Source organism: Pelagibacterium luteolum (assembly GCF_900100665.1).
Lineage (GTDB): Bacteria > Pseudomonadota > Alphaproteobacteria > Rhizobiales > Devosiaceae > Pelagibacterium > Pelagibacterium luteolum.
Genome location: NZ_FNCS01000002.1, coordinates 25,184 through 42,441, shown reverse-complemented (window position 1 = coordinate 42,441; position 17,258 = coordinate 25,184). Strand labels below are relative to the sequence as shown.

General features: G+C 62.4%; 14 protein-coding genes. 7 read left to right on the top strand and 7 right to left on the bottom strand.

Features of this window, described 5'->3' with window-relative positions; translation table 11 throughout:
- The first annotated feature begins 59 nt into the window (after positions 1–59).
- The 5 genes from BLR31_RS04165 (at position 60) to BLR31_RS04145 (ending at position 7,311) form a co-directional block, all read left to right on the top strand.
- Entirely contained in the window at positions 60–1,226 is a 1,167-nt protein-coding gene (locus BLR31_RS04165; protein ID WP_210183883.1) for a sugar phosphate nucleotidyltransferase, read from the top strand.
- A complete protein-coding gene (glgX, locus tag BLR31_RS04160) occupies positions 1,219–3,282 on the top strand; it encodes a glycogen debranching protein GlgX (protein WP_090592317.1) in 2,064 nt (687 codons plus the stop codon). The genes BLR31_RS04165 and glgX overlap by 8 nt, the downstream gene beginning before the upstream one ends.
- A 278-nt stretch (positions 3,283–3,560) precedes the next feature.
- The gene (locus BLR31_RS04155) at positions 3,561–4,397 is read left to right on the top strand and encodes an N-formylglutamate amidohydrolase (RefSeq protein WP_090592311.1); all 837 of its coding nucleotides are present in this window, start codon (positions 3,561–3,563) and stop codon (positions 4,395–4,397) included.
- Positions 4,394–6,259, top strand: coding sequence for a flavohemoglobin expression-modulating QEGLA motif protein (locus tag BLR31_RS04150; RefSeq protein ID WP_090592307.1), 1,866 nt, complete (start codon positions 4,394–4,396; stop codon positions 6,257–6,259). The genes BLR31_RS04155 and BLR31_RS04150 overlap by 4 nt, the downstream gene beginning before the upstream one ends.
- Positions 6,260–6,267: 8 nt before the next feature.
- Positions 6,268–7,311 carry a glutathione synthetase gene (locus BLR31_RS04145; protein ID WP_090592304.1) on the top strand — a complete coding sequence of 348 codons (1,044 nt, stop codon included), beginning with the start codon at positions 6,268–6,270 and terminating at the stop codon, positions 7,309–7,311.
- Positions 7,312–7,595: 284 nt separating this feature from the next.
- Here BLR31_RS04145 and BLR31_RS04140 read toward each other — a convergent pair whose 3' ends face one another.
- The 6 genes from BLR31_RS04140 to BLR31_RS04115 all read right to left on the bottom strand — a co-directional run bounded on the left by BLR31_RS04140 (position 7,596) and on the right by BLR31_RS04115 (position 13,415).
- Positions 7,596–8,633 (bottom strand): sulfate/molybdate ABC transporter ATP-binding protein, encoded by a 1,038-nt coding sequence (locus tag BLR31_RS04140; protein WP_090592300.1) that lies wholly within the window; start codon positions 8,631–8,633, stop codon positions 7,596–7,598.
- 16 nt (positions 8,634–8,649) lie between these two features.
- Positions 8,650–9,510: a sulfate ABC transporter permease subunit CysW gene (gene cysW / locus BLR31_RS04135; protein ID WP_090592296.1), complete on the bottom strand. Its 861-nt coding sequence runs from the start codon at positions 9,508–9,510 to the stop codon at positions 8,650–8,652.
- A complete protein-coding gene (cysT, locus tag BLR31_RS04130) occupies positions 9,497–10,357 on the bottom strand; it encodes a sulfate ABC transporter permease subunit CysT (protein ID WP_090592293.1) in 861 nt (286 codons plus the stop codon). The genes cysW and cysT overlap by 14 nt, the downstream gene beginning before the upstream one ends.
- A 3-nt stretch (positions 10,358–10,360) precedes the next feature.
- Positions 10,361–11,377 (bottom strand): sulfate ABC transporter substrate-binding protein, encoded by a 1,017-nt coding sequence (locus BLR31_RS04125; protein ID WP_090592289.1) that lies wholly within the window; start codon positions 11,375–11,377, stop codon positions 10,361–10,363.
- A 109-nt stretch (positions 11,378–11,486) separates the two neighbouring features.
- Complete coding sequence (locus BLR31_RS04120; protein WP_090592286.1) at positions 11,487–11,939, bottom strand: RrF2 family transcriptional regulator; 453 nt, start codon at positions 11,937–11,939, stop codon at positions 11,487–11,489.
- 111 nt (positions 11,940–12,050) lie between these two features.
- The gene (locus BLR31_RS04115) at positions 12,051–13,415 is read right to left on the bottom strand and encodes an FAD/NAD(P)-binding protein (RefSeq protein WP_090593614.1); all 1,365 of its coding nucleotides are present in this window, start codon (positions 13,413–13,415) and stop codon (positions 12,051–12,053) included.
- A 493-nt stretch (positions 13,416–13,908) separates the two neighbouring features.
- Here BLR31_RS04115 and BLR31_RS04110 point away from each other — a divergent pair, with 493 nt between their 5' ends.
- On the top strand, positions 13,909–14,346 hold the full coding sequence (locus BLR31_RS04110) for an RrF2 family transcriptional regulator (RefSeq protein ID WP_090593609.1): 438 nt from the start codon (positions 13,909–13,911) through the stop codon (positions 14,344–14,346).
- 65 nt (positions 14,347–14,411) lie between these two features.
- A complete protein-coding gene (locus tag BLR31_RS04105; protein WP_090592282.1) occupies positions 14,412–16,112 on the top strand; it encodes an SLC13 family permease in 1,701 nt (566 codons plus the stop codon).
- Between the two features lie 57 nt (positions 16,113–16,169).
- Here the strand turns inward: BLR31_RS04105 and iolB are convergent, their stop codons facing one another.
- On the bottom strand, positions 16,170–16,964 hold the full coding sequence (iolB, locus tag BLR31_RS04100; RefSeq protein WP_090593606.1) for a 5-deoxy-glucuronate isomerase: 795 nt from the start codon (positions 16,962–16,964) through the stop codon (positions 16,170–16,172).
- Positions 16,965–17,258 lie beyond the last annotated feature (294 nt).

The window sequence follows — 17,258 nt, the reverse complement described above, 5'->3', positions numbered from 1 at the left end:
GCGTTTGAAAAGCGCCGGACATATGTCGTCGGGCTTTTCAACATTTGAGGACCGCTCGCGTGACCGTTGCGCTGCAATCTCCGTCCGCCGACACCGATCTTTCCGGTGTTGCAACCATTCTGCTCGCCGGTGGCAAGGGCACCCGGCTTCATGAGTTGACCGTCGCGGAAAGCAAGCCTGCGGTGTTCTTCGCCGGTGCCAATCGTATCATCGATTTTTCAATGGCCAATGCTGCTCGTGCCGGCCTGTCCAGTCTTATCGTCGCAACTCAGTTCGCACCCGATACGCTCCATGCCCACTTGCCCCACCGTTGGGCCGGCCATTTCCCCCAAGGCAATCTTTTGCTTCGCGATGGCCGCAACGCTTACCTCGGCACCGCGGACGCCGTGCGCCGCAACTGGGCCGAAATCGAAGCCCTTGGCGCGACCGAAATCCTCGTCCTTGCCGCCGACCATATCTATGAGATGGATTATGGAGCGCTGATTGCCGATCACCGCCGCTCGGGCGCCGACGTGACCGTCGCCGTCGACGTGGTCCCGCGTGCCGAGGCATCCGGTTTCGGCGTCATGCACGCGCGCGCCGATGGCCGCATCATCGCCTTCCACGAAAAGCCCGCCAATCCGCCGTCTATCGAGGGTCAGCCCGACAAATCGCTCGCCAGCATGGGCATCTACGTCTTCTCGCGTGCCTGGCTGCAAAGCGCTCTTGCCGAAGACGAAGACGCAACCGATTTCGGCCACCACATCATCCCGCACGCCGTAGAGCAGGGGGGTGCCAACGCCTGGCGCCTGCCGCCATCCACGGCCACCGGCAAATCCTATTGGCGCGATGTCGGGACCCTCGATGCCCTGCGCCTTGCCCATCTCGATTTCGCCGCCGCGCCTCCCGTCGTGCTCCCCGGCCCGCAATCGGGCCATAAATGGCGTTTCGGCGCCGATAGCATCGTCATGCCCGGCGCTACGACATCGAGCTGGGTCCGCCTGTCGCGCGCGATTGTCGCCCCTGGCGCCAAACTGCCACCGGGCCTTGTCGTTGGCGAAGACCCGCTCGAAGACCGCAAATGGTTCCGCCGCACCGCGGAAGGCACCATCCTTATCACCCAACCCATGCTAGACCGCCGCGCCGAACAGCGCTCGCCGACAACCATGGTGACTTTGCGCCGCGCATCGCGCAATACTTTCAGCCCCGCCGGCCTCCGGCCCGCCATGGAAAACCGAAATGCTTAAAACCCTTGACGAAAAGCCGGTCTTTGACCTGCATTCTGCGCGCGCCGATATTCTCGGCGCCGACTATAACGGCGAGGGCACCAATTTCGCGCTCTTTTCCGAGCACGCCGAACGCGTCGAGCTTTGCCTGTTCGATCCCACCGGTGAAACCGAGCTCCACCGGCTCGATCTCCCCGCCATGGAAGGCGGCATCTGGTTCGGCTATCTCCCGGGCATCAAGCCCGGCCAGGTCTATGGCTACCGCGTCCACGGCCCCTACGCCCCCGAAGAGGGCCACCGCTTCAACCCCAATAAGCTCCTGCTCGACCCCTACGCCCGCGAACTGCGAGGCGCCGTCCAATGGGACGACGCGCTGCACGGCTACACCATCGGCGAAGACGACTTGAGTTTCGACGAGCGCGACAGCGCCCCCTTCATGCCCAAGGGCGTCGTCGCCGACCCGGCTTTCGATTGGGACACCGACGAGGCCCTGCGCACCCGCTGGCAGGACACATTCGTCTATGAGGGCCACGTACGCGGCCTCACCATGCAGCGCGACGACGTGCCCGAAGAGCTTCGCGGCACCTTCAAGGGCCTCGCCACAGACGGCTTCATCGAACACCTCAAGCACATCGGTGTCTCCGCCGTGGAGCTCTTGCCCGTCCACGCCTTTGCCAATGACCGCTATCTCGTCGATCAGGGTCTCTCGAACTATTGGGGCTACTCCACCCTTTCGTTCTTCGCCCCTCACGCGCCATACCTTCACACCGGCCAAATCCGCGAAGTGAAGGAGGCCGTCAGGAAATTCCACGCTGCCGGCATCGAAGTCATCCTCGACGTAGTCTTCAACCATACCTGCGAAGGCAACGAACTCGGCCCGACCCTGTCTTTCCGCGGCATCGACAACGCCAGCTACTATCTGCTCTCGGACAACAAGCGCCACAGCTTCGACACCACCGGCACCGGCAACACATTGAACGTCGCGCACCCCATGGTCCTCCGCATGGTGCTCGACAGCCTGCGCTACTGGGTGCAGGCTATGCATGTCGACGGCTTCCGCTTCGATCTCGCCTCCACCCTCGGTCGTGAATCCGAAGGTTTCGAGCGTGATGGCTCGTTCTTCAACGCCCTGCGTCAGGACCCGGTCCTCGGCGGCGTAAAACTCATCGCCGAACCCTGGGACATCGGCGATGGCGGCTATCAGGTTGGCGGTTACCGCTGGCCGTTCCGCGAATGGAATGACAAATTTCGCGACGACACGCGCGGCTTCTGGCGCAAGGATCCCGGCCTCATCGGTGCCATGTCCGAACGCCTCGCCGGCTCACCCGTGCAGTTTAATCACAGCCATCGCCCAGCCACATCCAGCGTCAACTTCGTCGCTGCTCATGATGGCTACACATTGTGGGACACCGTCAGCTACACCCAGAAGCACAACGAGGCGAATGGCGAAGACAACAATGACGGTCACGACCACAACATCTCGGACAATATGGGCGAGGAAGGCGAGACCGGAAACCAGGACATCATCGCCGCCCGCATCCGCCGCGCCCGCGCCATGCTCGGCACGGTCCTTCTGAGCCAGGGCGTCCCGATGATCTTGGCTGGCGACGAATTCGGCAACACCCAGAATGGCAATAACAACGCTTACTGCCAGGACAATGAGATCTCCTGGCTCGACTGGTCCGCGGCGCGCCCCGAACTTGTCGACGCGGTCGCCGCACTCGCAGCGTTCCGCAAGTCGATGCAATTGTCCAAGGCCCGCTTCACCGTGGCTGAAACCGACGAACCCGACGTCCAGCCGACCGCTGCATGGCTCCACCCCTCGGGCGAAATCATGTCCGACGGCGCCTGGCAGGATGGCGACCTCCGCTGCTTCGGCCTCAACATTTGCGCCTCCCTGGGAGGCGACGTGTTGATCATCCTCAACGCAGGCGATGACTGCGAATTTACCCTGCCCGAGGGCGACTGGATCCTTCGCATCGACACCTCCCGTGACGACGTCGCCTGCGAAGACTCCGCCTCTGGCGCCATTACTGTCCCTTGGCAAACCGTCATGGCCTTCGCCCGCGTAAACTAAATCTGGCACTGATTTGTCGCTGTTCGCCTTCTCCCCTCGTGGGAGAAGGCGGGCGCAAGCGATCGATGGAAAGAGACCCTCAGCCCATCCCAACCGTCATCCTCGGGCTCGAACCAGAACCCACAGAGCGCCCACCCAGCCCTCACCCGCCCGGCTGAGCCCCACCCGAAACTCCCCCAAAACCGATCCCCCGGAACCACCCCGGACCTCATCCGTTCTCATCGGCACGCACGGGCCAAACGCCCGAATTTTTGATTAAAGCCATTGAGACCGGACCTTTGACCACGCACCAGCAGTTTGCCGCGCGCACCGGACATGTTGTCACGACCGCCGATCCCCTCTGGACCGTCGAGCGTAGCGCTTCGCCCATCATCGGCACCGCCATCCACAACGGCCACCACACCCGCCCGGACCTCACGCCCCACTACGCGCTCCCCGAAGATGGCCGCCTGCGCGAAGAAGACCCCTTCACCGAATATTTCATCCGGGACCTCCCCAACCGCGTCATCTTCCACCGCTCGCGCTTCGAAATCGACCTCAACCGCGCCCGCGACGCCGCCGTCTATCTGCGCCCCGACCAGGCTTGGGGCCTTAACGTCTGGCACGACACGCTCCCGCAAGCACAGGTCGACGCGTCCCTCGCCATTCACGACGCCTATTACGCCATGCTCGAACAGACCCTGGCGGGTCTCGAGGCCATGCATGGCGGCTTTATCCTTCTCGACATCCACTCCTACAATCACCGCCGCGACGGCGCCGACGCCACACCGACCGATCCCGAAAAGGCGCCGGTCATCAACATCGGCACCTTCTCGATGGATCGTGACCGCTGGGCCCCGCTACTCGATCCCTTCCTCGAAGCCCTTGCCGCGCAATCCGTCGATGGCGCTCCCATCGACGTGCGCGAAAACGTCGCTTTCGAGGGCAGGGGAGAGCAGACCCGCTTCGTCCACGAGCGCTTCCCCAAAACCGGCTGCGCCATCGCCATCGAATTCAAGAAGGTCTTCATGGACGAATGGACCGGCGAACCCTCGCTCAGCCATCTCGATCAGTTTCGCGCCGCCATCACCGCCACGCTTCCCGTGCTGAGCGAAAAACTCAAGGCGGTGACATGACGGCAAAACGCAAGCCGACGCCTCAAAAGAACCGGCCCCTCGCCGAAACCATCGCCGCTGCGCTTGAAAACGGCGAGGCCCTGCGCTGCGACCTCGGGCGCGGTGCGCGCCTGCACATCGACCGGGCGCTGCCCTTCCTCGTCATCCACCGCCTCGATCGCGTCCGCGAGGCTGCTCGCGCCGTTGCCTCGGCCAATGCGTCCTATCTCCTGTTCCGCAACCAGTCAGAAGCCCGCGCCATCATTGCGCAGGTCAGCGCCGCCATGACCGAAAAATTTGGCGCTTTCCTGGTCATCGAAATCGGCGAACTCGAAAAAGACCACCTCGCAGAAGACGCCGCCCACCTCCCGCCATTCGAGATCGAATTGGCGGCCTCCGAAGACGACGCCACCCAGTCGGCTCTTGCCGCGATGGCCACAGCCATCCAGTCGACAGACGTCAAATTCCGTCTGCCCCAGGTCTCCAAATCCGCCCTCGCCACGGGAAAGTCCGCCCCGCTGGTCGCTCGCCTCACCGATTTGCCGGCCTTGCACGTCGCCTTCGCGCCCATCTACCGCGCGCCGGATGCAGACACAGTTTATCCCGACCTGCGCGAACGCGTCATCGAGAACATGGTGGATTCGCTGCTCCAGGCCAGCGCCGCCTTTGCCCGCAAGACCGGGGCCATGAAGCCCGCGACCCATCGCGCACTCGGCCGCCAGGTCTTCATCGACACGGTCACCCGCGCCGACCGCGCCATCGACGAGGTCGCACAGTCCTTCGATTTCCTGCTCTCGGTCACCCCGATCAATGCGCGCCCCGCGCACGAGCAGTTCGTGGAAAGCGGCTGCAAGCGCACCCCGCGCTTTCTCTATCGCCCGCTCACCGCCAGCGTGGACCGCCAGAAGCGCGCGCTGTACTCGATCGATCTCGACAGGTTCGAAGATCCCGTCCTCTCGCGCCTCTACGAAGAAAAGCGCCAGGAACTCGATCTACAACTCTCGATGATAGCCTCGCGCGAAACCCCGCGTTTTCGCGAATTCGGTCGCGCGTTGTACGGCTCGATCGAGCCCTCTCTGCTCAAAGCGGCCAAATCCATCCTCGATAAATGCGGCCCCGGCAGCGCCACCGACACCACACAGGTCGGCACCGCGCTCGTCAAGAAGCGGGCCGACGCCATGATCGCCGCTTATGCCGGCGATGATCCGACCTTCAACGCAGCCATCGAACTCCGCGATGATCTCCCCTCGGGCATGATGGTCACGGGACGGCGCCTCCTGATCTCCAACGGCATGTCGATGCCCAAGGGCCGCGTCGAGGCTTTGTTGAGCCACGAAGTCGGCGTCCATCTGCTTACCTATTTCAACGGTTCCGCCCAGGGCCTGCGCCTCTTCCGCTCCGGCCTTGCCGGCTATGAGGGGCTGCAGGAGGGCCTCGCCGTCCTCGCCGAATATCTCGTCGGCGGCATGACTCCCGCGCGCCTGCGCCTGATCGCGGCCCGCGTCATTGCCTGTTCCATGATGCTCGACGGCGCGCCGTTCCAGACCACGTTTAACGCCATGACCCGCGATTACGGCTTTTCCCAAAGCACGGCCTTCACCCTCACTTTGCGCGTCTATCGTGGTGGCGGGCTGGCCAAGGATGCCGTTTATCTGCGCGGTCTCTTGGAAATTCTCGCCCATTTGGAAGGCGGCGGCAGCCTCGACCCCTTCTGGATGGGCAAGGTCGCCGCATCCCATTTCCCCGTCATGCAGGAGCTGGGCGGTCGCGGCCTCCTCAAATCCCCCCGCATCCTGCCGCGGTTCCTCACGCAAAAGGGAGCGTCGGAGCGTCTCGAAAAAGCCCGTGCCGGCCTCTCTCCCCTCGACATGATCAACGCATAGGAGCACCCATGCGCATCGCTTTCTTCGTCAATTCCATCAAGGGCGAATCCCCCAATTATACGACGACAGTTCTCGCTCTCGCCGCCATCCAGCGCGGCCATGAGGTCTGCTATGTGACGCCGGGCGATTTCGTCCTCTGCCCCGACGACAGCCTCGCCGTGCGCGCCCTGACCCTGCCGTCCGCCAAATACAAGAAGTCCAGCACGCTCTTTAAGGATCTGCAGGAAAAAGGCGAAGTAAAGCGTTTCGACGCCAGCGAAATCGACGTTCTGTTCCTGCGCAACGACCCCTCGCTCGATGCCGCCGAACACCCATGGGCAGCCCATGTCGGCGCCCTGTTCGGTCGCCTCGCCGCAGCGCGCGGCGTGCTCGTCGTCAACGACCCCGATGGTCTCGCCAAGGCCCAGAACAAGCTCTATTTCCAGGACTTTCCCCAGTCCGTCCGCCCCGACACGATGATCACCAAGAGCATCGAGGAAATCCGCAATTTCATCGACGGCCAGCGCAAGGGCGTCATCATCAAGCCCCTGCAGGGTTCGGGCGGCAAGAATGTCTTCAAGATCGCTTCGCCGAAAGACGCCAACCTCAACCAGATTTTCGAGGCCGTCAGCGAAGAAGGCTACCTCATCGCCCAGAGCTTCATGCCCGAGGCGTCCGAAGGCGATGTTCGCTTTTTCATGATGAACGGTAAACCGCTGGTCCGCGATGGCAAATATGCCGCCTTCCGCCGCGTCCCCGCCGAAGGCGAAACCCGCTCCAACGTCCACCGTGGCGGCACGGTCGCGCCCGTCGAGATCAGCGACAGAATTCTGGCCGTCGCCGAAGCCGTCCGTCCCAAATTGATCCACGACGGCATGTTCCTTGTCGGCCTCGACATCGTTGGCGACAAGATCTTGGAGATCAACACCTTCACCCCCGGCGGCCTCAACAACGTCTCCGAGCTGATGGGCACCAATTTCTGCGACACCGTCATCGCAGCCCTGGAATCCAAAATGACCATCCGCGAAGGCTACGGTGCACAGCTCGACAACCGAGAACTGGCAACGCTTTAGAGGAGGGCACAACCTCTCCCCGGTCACCACCTCTCCCTAGCGGGAGAGGTCAAGGCTGCCGCTGCGTCCGCCATAAAACAACCTCTCCCTAGGGGGAGAGGTCGGCCGCAGGCCGGGTGAGGGGGCCTTCACCAAGTGCGCAGTCGCTCATATCTCGAGCGTGTTTGCAGCGCCGATAGCCCCCCAGCTCCAACCAAACCCCCACCGTCATCCCCGGGCTTCACCCGAGGACCAGCCATGCGCCGTCCGGCGCATGAAAGGTTTCTCCTAGTCGCAATCGGTCGCTACCCCGCAAACACACTCCACTTTTTCGGCCGAAACGCGATCCGGCTGCGGCTCGTCGCTGGATGATCCACCGGGATTTCGATCTCCACGCGCTCCTTGGCGCCACCGACTTCAAGCTCCACCTGCCGCGTCCCCGCCGTACGGCGGCTGACAACAACAGTCCCTACGATCGCCGTCTCTCCGGTCTCCACCACTTCCACGTCATGCGGGCGGAAAAACAATTGCCCCTCGCCATCCGGAACACCCTTGGCATCGAGCCCCAGCGGCCGATCGGCGAGATAAAGCTGACCATTTTCGATCGACACCGGCAGCTTTGAGGATTCTCCGATAAACGAGAACACCGCCGGCGAGTTGGGCGTGTCGTAGATCTCGTCGGGCGTCCCGACCTGTTCGATGCGCCCCTGGCTCATCACCACCACCCGGTCGGCAAGCTCCAGCGCTTCTTCCTGGTCATGGGTCACGAACACCGTCGTGTGCCCGGTCTTGTCGTGAATATCGCGCAACCAGCGCCGCAACTCCTTGCGCACCTGCGCATCCAGCGCCCCGAAAGGTTCGTCCAGCAACAGCACCTTGGGCTCGATGGCTAACGCCCGCGCCAGTGCGACGCGCTGCCTTTGCCCCCCCGAAAGTTGATTGGGATAGCGCTTTTCAAGCCCCTTGAGCTGCACGAAGTCCAGCAGCTCCATTGCCCTGCGTTCGATCTCGGCCTTGGATGGCCGATCGCCCTTCTTGCGCACCTTGAGCCCGAAACCGACATTATCGAGCACCCGCATATGCCGAAACAGCGCATAATGCTGGAACACGAACCCCACATTGCGTTCACGCACGCTTTTCTGCGATGCGTCCTGGTCGCCGAAATAGATCGCCCCGACATTGGGGAAATCCAGCCCGGCAATCAGGCGGAGCAGGGTGGTCTTGCCGGAGCCGGACGGCCCGAGCAAGGCGATCAGTTCGCCCGACTTGATGTTGAGCGACACGTCTTTGAGTGCCGGGAACTTGTCGAATTCCTTGCGGACGTTTTTGACTTTGACTTCCATTATGTGCTCCCCGATCCTAATGCCGCACGGCGCCGGCGTGATCGCGTCCATAGACCCGTTCCAGCAGCGCTTTGAGCACGAGCGTCACCAACGCCAGCAGCGCAAGCAGCGCAGCCACGGCAAACGCAGCGGCAAAATTATATTCGTTATACAAGATTTCGATATGCAGAGGCATGGTCACGGTCTCGCCCCGCAGCCGGCCCGAAACGACCGATACGGCACCAAATTCGCCCATTGCCCGCGCGTTCGATAGCAGCACGCCATAGAGCAACCCCCATTTGATATTGGGCAGGGTAACGCGCCAGAACGTCTGCCACCCGCTAGCCCCAAGCGAAATCGCCGCCTCTTCGTCACCCGTGCCCTGATCTTCCATCAGCGGGATCAATTCGCGCGCAACGAACGGGAAGGTGACAAACATCGTCGCCAGAACCACGCCCGGTACCGCAAAGAGAATTTGCATGCCCGCGGAGTTGAAGATCGGACCGAGAAAGCTGCCCGTGCCAAACAGCAGCACATAGACAAGCCCGGCGATCACCGGCGAAACCGAGAACGGAAGGTCGATCAGCGTCGTCAAAAACGCCTTGCCCTTGAACTCGTATTTGGCGATCGCCCACGCTGCCGCCACGCCGAACACCATGTTGAGCGGCACCGAAATGGCCGCCACCAGCAATGTCAGGCGAATAGCCGCCAGCGCGTCTGGCTGCGTTATGGCCGCCAGCACCGCGCCCCAGCCCAGCCGAAACGCCTCGACGAAAACCGCCACCAGCGGAATGAACAGCACCAGCGCCAGAAAGACGCCCGCCACGAAGATCGTGATCCATTTGGCACGGCGAGACTCCGAGACCGGGTTCCGGAAATCAGCTCTACCCATGGCCATACCTCCTGCGGCTCCAGGCCTGAATGAGGTTGATCGCAAACAAAATGATGAAGGCAAAGATCAGCATGATCGCGCCGATCGCCGCCGCCGCGGGATAGTTGAACTCCTCGAGCCGCATCACGATCAGAAGTGGCGCGATTTCAGAGACATAGGGGATATTGCCGGCGATAAAGATCACCGATCCGTATTCCCCCACCGCACGCCCGAACGCGAGCGCGAACCCGGTGAGGATCGCTGGAAACAGCGCCGGCAGGATGATCGAAAAGATCGTCTGTGTCCGGCTCGCACCCAGCGTTGCCGCTGCCTCCTCGACCTCACTGTCGAAGTCTTCGAGAACCGGCTGCACCGTGCGCACCACGAAGGGCAGGCCGATAAAGATCAGCGCGATGACGATACCCGTCGGCGTGTATGCGATCCTGATCCCCCAATCGACGAAATACTGCCCGATCCATCCGGTCGATGCATAAAGCGCCGTAAGTGCGATACCGGCCACTGCAGTCGGCAGCGCAAAGGGCAGATCGACCGCCGCGTCGACAAGGCGGCGTCCGGGAAACTCGTAGCGCACGAGCACCCAGGCGACGATGACGCCAAATACGGCGTTGATCACGGCCGCTAGCCCGGCTGTCCAGAAACTGGTGCGGAGGGCGGCCACCACGCGGGCATCGGTTGCTATGCGGAAAAACTCATCCCAGCCGAGCGCTGCTGACCGCCAGGCGACGCCGGCAAGGGGGATGAGAACGATGAGGCTCAGATACGCGATGGCAAAACCGAGCGTCAGTCCAAATCCTGGAATGACGCTCGGCTGTTTCCATCGCCACCTTGCCTTGGAGGAGGTGACGACACTCATATGCTACTGTGCCGGCTGGTAGATTTGGTCGAAGATGCCGCCGTCGCCGAAATATTCCGGCTGAACCACGCCCCAGCCACCGAAATCATCGATGGTTGCCAGCTGCACGTCCGGGAAGCGTTCGAGCAGACTCTGGTCGGTCACCACCGAAGGATCGGACGGACGGTAATAGTGCTTGGCCGCAAGTGTCTGGCCGACGTCGGAGTAGAGATATTCGAGATAGGCCGTAGCCAGTTCGCGCGTACCTTTGGCATCGACCACTTCGTCGACGACTGCAACCGAGGGTTCTGCCAGGATCGAGATCGAGGGGACCACGATGTCGAATGCATCCGGGCCGAGTTCTTCGATGGCGAGGAACGCTTCGTTTTCCCAGGCCAAAAGGACGTCGCCGATGCCGCGCTGCACGAAGGTCGTCGTCGAGCCGCGCGCACCGCTGTCGAGCACCGGCACGTTGCGATAGAGGTCGCCGACGAACTGGCGAACCTGCTCTTCGTCGTCGTTGAATTCTTCCTCGGCCCATGCCCATGCGGCCAGAAGGTTCCAGCGCGCGCCGCCCGATGTCTTGGGATTGGGCGTAATCACTTCGACGCCCTCGCCGACCAGATCACCCCAGTCGAGAAGGTTCTTGGGATTGCCCTTGCGGACGAGGAAGACGATCGTCGAGGTGTAGGGTGCGTTGTTGTTGGCCAGCGTGCCCAGCCAGTCTTCGCGCACCTTGCCCGAGTTTTCGGCAATCGCGTCGATGTCGCTGGCCAGCGCCAGGGTCACGACGTCGGCGTCCAGACCGTCGATCACCGTACGGGCCTGCGAGCCCGACCCACCATGCGTAACCTGAATGGTGACTGCGGGGTTGCCCTGTTCCTGCCAATAGGCGTTGAAGGCTTCGTTATACTCGCGGTAGAGCTCGCGGGTCGGATCGTACGAGACGTTGATTAACGTCTGCCCGTGCGCCGTAACGCCGCCGACCAGCAGCATGGAGCCTGTCAGTGCGGCTAATGCCAGTGTGCGTTTGAAAGTCATATCGTCACCCTCCTGATTGGATCGACTTTCAAACCCTATCTAGTAGGTCGGGATTGTCAAGAAGGTGGAAATGCGGCAACTCCGGGCCACGCGGTGATCATTTCAACCCCTAAGCGCTCTGGGCGTAAAGCGTTGTTATTTCAGCTATATTGCCTTCAGCGGCATGCGCGATTGAGGTCCCGTCCAGCACCATTCGTGTCGCTATTGCGACCTGCTCGAACACCTGCCGCACAGCGCAATTGTTTTCGTTTTTACAGTCATCGCACTTACGGTAGGCGATTTTGCTCAAGCAGGGCAGAGGGGCAACCGGACCGTCGATCAGGCGCAGCACTTCACCGAAAAATATTTCACGCGGATCTTTGATCAGCATGTACCCGCCGATCTTCCCACGACGGCTTGTCACCAGCCCGGCACGCTTGAGATCGAGCAGGATTTGCTCGAGAAACTTTTGTGGAATGTCCTCGGCCCGCGCCAGTTCGGCAATCACCACCGAGTGCCCCTCGCCGCGACGGGCAAGAGAAATGAGGGCTCGGAAGGCGTAGCGCGCCTTTTGCGAAATCATGGGCCGATCCAACCAGAGAAATGCGCAAGAACCGCCCCACACATGCGCAGGGCGGTCCTCATTCAGGCTCGCTCAATACAGTCTTAACGTTCGCCGCGCAACGCTTGGCGGTCAGCGTTTCGCCCATGCGCGGCTGCGCAGATGATTGGCCAGCATATGCGCCTGAAGGCGGATTTCCGGCACGGACTCGATTTCAAAGAACTGGCTGCGCGTCAGCGGGCCCACGGCAAACAGCCGCCCGCTCGCATGTCCGTCTCTGTCGACCACCGCGCAATCGCGCGTGACGTCCAGCCCGATCCGCATCGCGTCCGGTCGTGCCTTGCCGGCTGACACCAGCTTCTGGATCACCGGATTGGAACTCTGGCTGACATTGACCGCCACGCCGCCGCAATCATAGACGCGCGCAACATCCATCGCCTCGGTCGTGGTCAGTCCGCGCCGCCGTATCGTAGCCGTCACGCCCGAGCCTTCGCCCGCTTCGAGCCCTAGGAACTCTCCTGCAATAAGCGTGATCTGGCTGCTCTCGACAGCCGCTTCCAGCCTCTCATGGAGTACGGGCGGCAGCCTGTGGCGATGAATATTCCAGATCGGTCGCACATATTTGAGGAAGCGCTGCCGCGTTTGTTTCGACCAGCTCTGCCAGATCTTCTGGTTGAACGGCCGCAGCCCATCCACCGCCGAGCGCCAGTCACCGCCCTTGGCGACAGTGTCGGCCACCAGTTCGCGAAACCAGTGCACGAACGGGGTCAGCGAGGTCCCCATTGGAATATCCGCGATATCGAGCGAAACCGGCTCGACCGGCTTGTGTTTGCGCGGCAAGAGCCCGTGACGCGACACGACGATGATCGGCCCCTGATGCCGGCGCCCCGCCAGTGTCAGCCAGGCATCGACCATGCTGAGCCCCGACCCGAGCACCAGAACTTTCGCATAGGGGTCGAGCGGAGTGTCGGCGATGCTGCCGGCCCGCACGGCCAATTCGTTGCCGCGCACCTGGCGTTCTTCATGGCCCACGGCCAGAACGCCCGTATGCGCTACGATCGAACTCCCATCGTCCAGCCGGACCTCGACGCCCTTGGCGGTATCTTCGATCGCCTCGCAGTGGGCATTGACGAGGTGCAGCCTCTTGCGGTCCGACCGCGCGTCGAGATCGGCCAGCAATTGGCTCAGATAGTGCCCGTAACGCGCGCGCGGCGGGAAACTGTCGGGCGTGATCGCCGGGTCGATGGCGTTGAGCCAGCGGTAAAAATGGTCCGGATCGTCCGGAAAGGCGCTCATGCCCTTGGCGGGCACGTTGAGCACATGCTCGGGATTGTCCGTCGAATAGGCCATGCCATGGCCGACGCGATTGGACTTTTCAACGATGGTGACCCGCACGTTCGCAGCCGGATCGCGCAACAGATGCGCCGCCAGCAGAACACCGCTTGCGCCACCGCCTACGATGACGACCGAGGTGAAATCTTGAGATTGTGCGTTCATCGCATCGTCCCCCTGAACGCTGCGGGAATGATCGTGTGGCATAGGCGTGCGCTAGGGATCGTGCCTCGGGCCGCGATTGACAGCGGAGAGGCGAAGTGGAAGCGATCGGCATCAAGCCAACATCGTCGAAACATCATGGTCTCCTGAAAATAGGATGCAAGATTTGGACCGGGAGCGCGTGAGCACCCGGCGGGACGAATTGGGAAGAACGTGATGCGCCGCAACTGAACTCAGCGGCTTTTTCGGGACACCTGTGTCATTGCGTTCTCCTGTCGCAAGGCTGGGCCTCTGCGATCCGAACCCCTCGTTCGAACCACCATGCGTAATCCTGCTATACCCTATCAAACTAGTCTAGTATAAAAATCACATCGGGTTTGATCGCGCCCCGACCCCAATTGCATCGACTCGGTTTCTTAATTAAAAGCAGATAGACTTAATCGGGATTAGAATGGTGACCACCTACATCCCCAAAGGACGAACGGCTCTCCGCTCGATGATTTCGCACAAAGCCAAGTATGCGTTGCGCGCGCTTGTCGCCCTTGCCCGCGCTGATCAGGACCGGCCGCTGGCCATTTCCGACATTGCCAAGAGCCAACATATCCCCAAGAAATTTCTCGAGCAGATCCTGCTCGATCTCAAGCATCACGGCATTCTCGAGAGTAAGCGCGGGAAGGGCGGGGGCTATATCCTGCTGAAACCCGCCGACCGGATTTCTTATGGCGAAGTGCTCCGGATCATCGACGGCCCCATCGCGCCGTTGCCCTGTCTGAGCATCACGGCCTATCGCCGCTGCGCCGACTGCATCGATGAGCAACGCTGCGAAACCCGCCGGGTCTTTTCCGAAGTCGCCACCCAGACACGCCGCGTCCTCGATACCACCACCATCGCCGACGCGGTGGCCGAGCCGTTCGAAACGCAGCTGGCATCCTGAAAGTTCGGTTGCGCGCCTCCCGCAAATAGGGTTGTCATCGCTCCATCGGCAGCCATGGGGTGCGCATGAGTTTCGAGCAGATCGCCATTTTTGCGCTCCTGGCGGCCATGATGGTCGCCTTCGCGATGGTCCGGCGTTTCGAGATCGTCGCCCTGAGCGGCCTCGCCGTCAGCGGCCTTGTCGGGCTTGTTCCCGTTCCCGCGCTCTTTTCCGGCTTTTCGAGCGCCACCGTCGTTACCGTCGTTGAAATCCTGCTGATCGTCGAGGTTCTCAAGCGCTCGGCAATTCTGGACGCCGCGTCCGATCGACTGGGCGGGCTACTCTCGGACGATCGCACCCTCATCATCGGCCTCTGCGCCATCGGCGCCTTCGCTTCGGTGTTCATGAACAATATCGGCGCTTTGGCGCTAATGCTGCCGCTCTCGGTTTCCCTCTGCGAACGCCGCGCCATCGCCCTCGAACGCGTCCTGATGCCCATAAGCTTTGCGACCCTTCTCGGCGGCCTCTGCTCGCTGGTCGGCACCCCGGCCAATCTTCTGGGATCGACCGCCGTCGCCGAAGTCCGGGGCACCCCGCTCGGGTTCTTCGAACTCGGCATTGTCGGCGTGCCCTTGACGCTGGTCGGGCTCCTCTATCTCTGGTTCGTCATTCCCCGCACATCGCGGCGTCAGTCCGATCCCGTCCACGGCCACCACGCGCGCAACTATCTCACCGAGCTGACGCTCCCGCCCGCATCTCCGCTGGCCGGCATGTCGCTGGGCGAAATCGAAGCCCGCCACGGCGTCACCATCCACAACATCGTCCGCAATGGCGCCTTCGTTTTCGGACGCAAGGACAAGCGCGTCGAGCCCGCCGATATCTTGGTGATCGAAGCCTCTCAGGAGGCACTAGCCGCGCTCGATGGCCCCTTGTCCGCCGCCGATGCTGTCACCATCGAGGCCGTCGTCCTGCCCGAAAGCATCTATGTCGGCTCCGCGATTGAGGACATGGTGGCCTTCGAGCAGGCAGGCGTCCGCATCTCCGCCCTCGGCATCACCCCGCGCCGCGTCGAGGCACGGCTCTCCGATGCCCGCCTTTCGGTCGGCGATATCGTGGTCTTTACAGGGGATCCTACCATCATCGCGCGCGAATGCGCCGAGAGCGGCATGCTCCAGATCGCCCCTGCCGCAGCCCACCGCCCACGCCCCGATTTCGTCCCGCTGGCCATCTTCGCCGTCGGCGTCATCGCCGCGGCGTTCGGCGGCGTCCAGCCCGTTGTCGCCTTCGGTCTGGTCGTCCTCGTCCTCGCGCTGACCCGCCATCTGTCATTGCGGCAGGGATTCGAGGGCCTCAATTGGCCCATTCTCATTCTCCTGGGCGCCATGATCCCTCTTGGCGGCGCCGTCGCCGATACCGGCGCTGCCGAAGCGCTCGCGCGGTTCGGCGCCGGCGTTGCGCCAACGGCCGGCCTTGCGGCCCTCGTCGCCGTCATGCTGGTGAGCGCCGTGATCCTCACCCCCTTCGTCAACAACCCCACGACTGTCCTGGTGCTCGCCCCCGTAGGCGTTGCCTTCGCCGAACAATACGGCGTCCCGGCCACGCCCGTGCTCATCGCCATCACCATCGGCGCATCGCTCGATTTCCTGACGCCCATCGGCCACCACAACAACACCCTCGTCATGGGCATCGCCGGCTACCGCTTCTTCGACTACGCCCGCCTCGGCTGGCCCCTGACCGTGATGTCGATCCTCATCAGCCTCGCCATGATCACCTTCGCCTACGGCTGAGCATCGGCCCGCGATCTCACCACCGCGTCACCTTTCGCCCCACGGGCCCACGCCCACCTACTTCAGCAACCACTCATGCTCCGCCTGATTGTGAAACCGCCAAATCCTCTGCGGTCCCGCCATCACGTTGAGATAATAAAGATCATACCCATGGATCGCCGCGCACGGGTGGTACCCCTTGGGCACCAGCGCGGTGACCCCATCCTCGATCAGCAACACCTCGTCCAGTGACCGGTCGTCGGTATAAACCCGCTGAAATCCGAACCCCTGCGGCGGGTTCAGCCGATGATAATAGGTCTCTTCCAGATAGCTCTCATGGGGAAGATCGTTCTGGTCATGCTTATGCGGCGGGTAGGACGAGGTATGCCCGCCCGGCGTAATCACCTCCACCACCAGCAGCGAATCCGCCGTGGGATCGGTCTCGGGCAGGATATTGGTCACATACCGCGTATTGGTGCCCTTGCCCCGCACCTCCTGGCTCATTGCATCCGGCGCAATCAGCCGAACCTTTTTGTCCGACAGGGCAGGGGCGGAACACACGGCCAACTCCACATCCGTAACTGCCTCCACCCGCCAGTCGCTATCCCCCGGCACATAAACCGCCGCCGGTTTCCCATCGAACGGACTCATCCGCTCTCCGACCGCCCCGAAATCCTTACCCCCCGCCAAAATCTGCGCCGTCCCCGACACCAGCACCAGACAGACCTCCCGCTCCCCGGTCACCTCCGCCACGCTGTCGCCCGACCCCAGCCTGTGCAGCGCAAACCCCACATAGGCCCACCCCGCACTCTCCGGCGTCACTTCGATCACCTTTCCGGTATGACCACTGGGTTTGACGAGCAATTCCGACATCATCTTCCTCCTAAATCCAAATCCACCCCCAACCCCCGCCTTACCCCCATCCGTCATCCCGGCCTCGCGCCGGGACCCAGTATGCTCCGAGATCGATGTAGTCCCAATCCGATCCCATCACGCTCGAGCATACTGGCTCCCGGGTCTCCGCCCGGGACGACGCTCAAGCATGTCGCTGTCGTGGCGCCGAAAATCACCGCAGACCTCGAACTATCCCCAGCCTCGCCACAACCGCCGCCGTCATCCCGGGCTTGACCCGGGACCCAGTATGCTCTGCTTTAACGGCTCCATCCC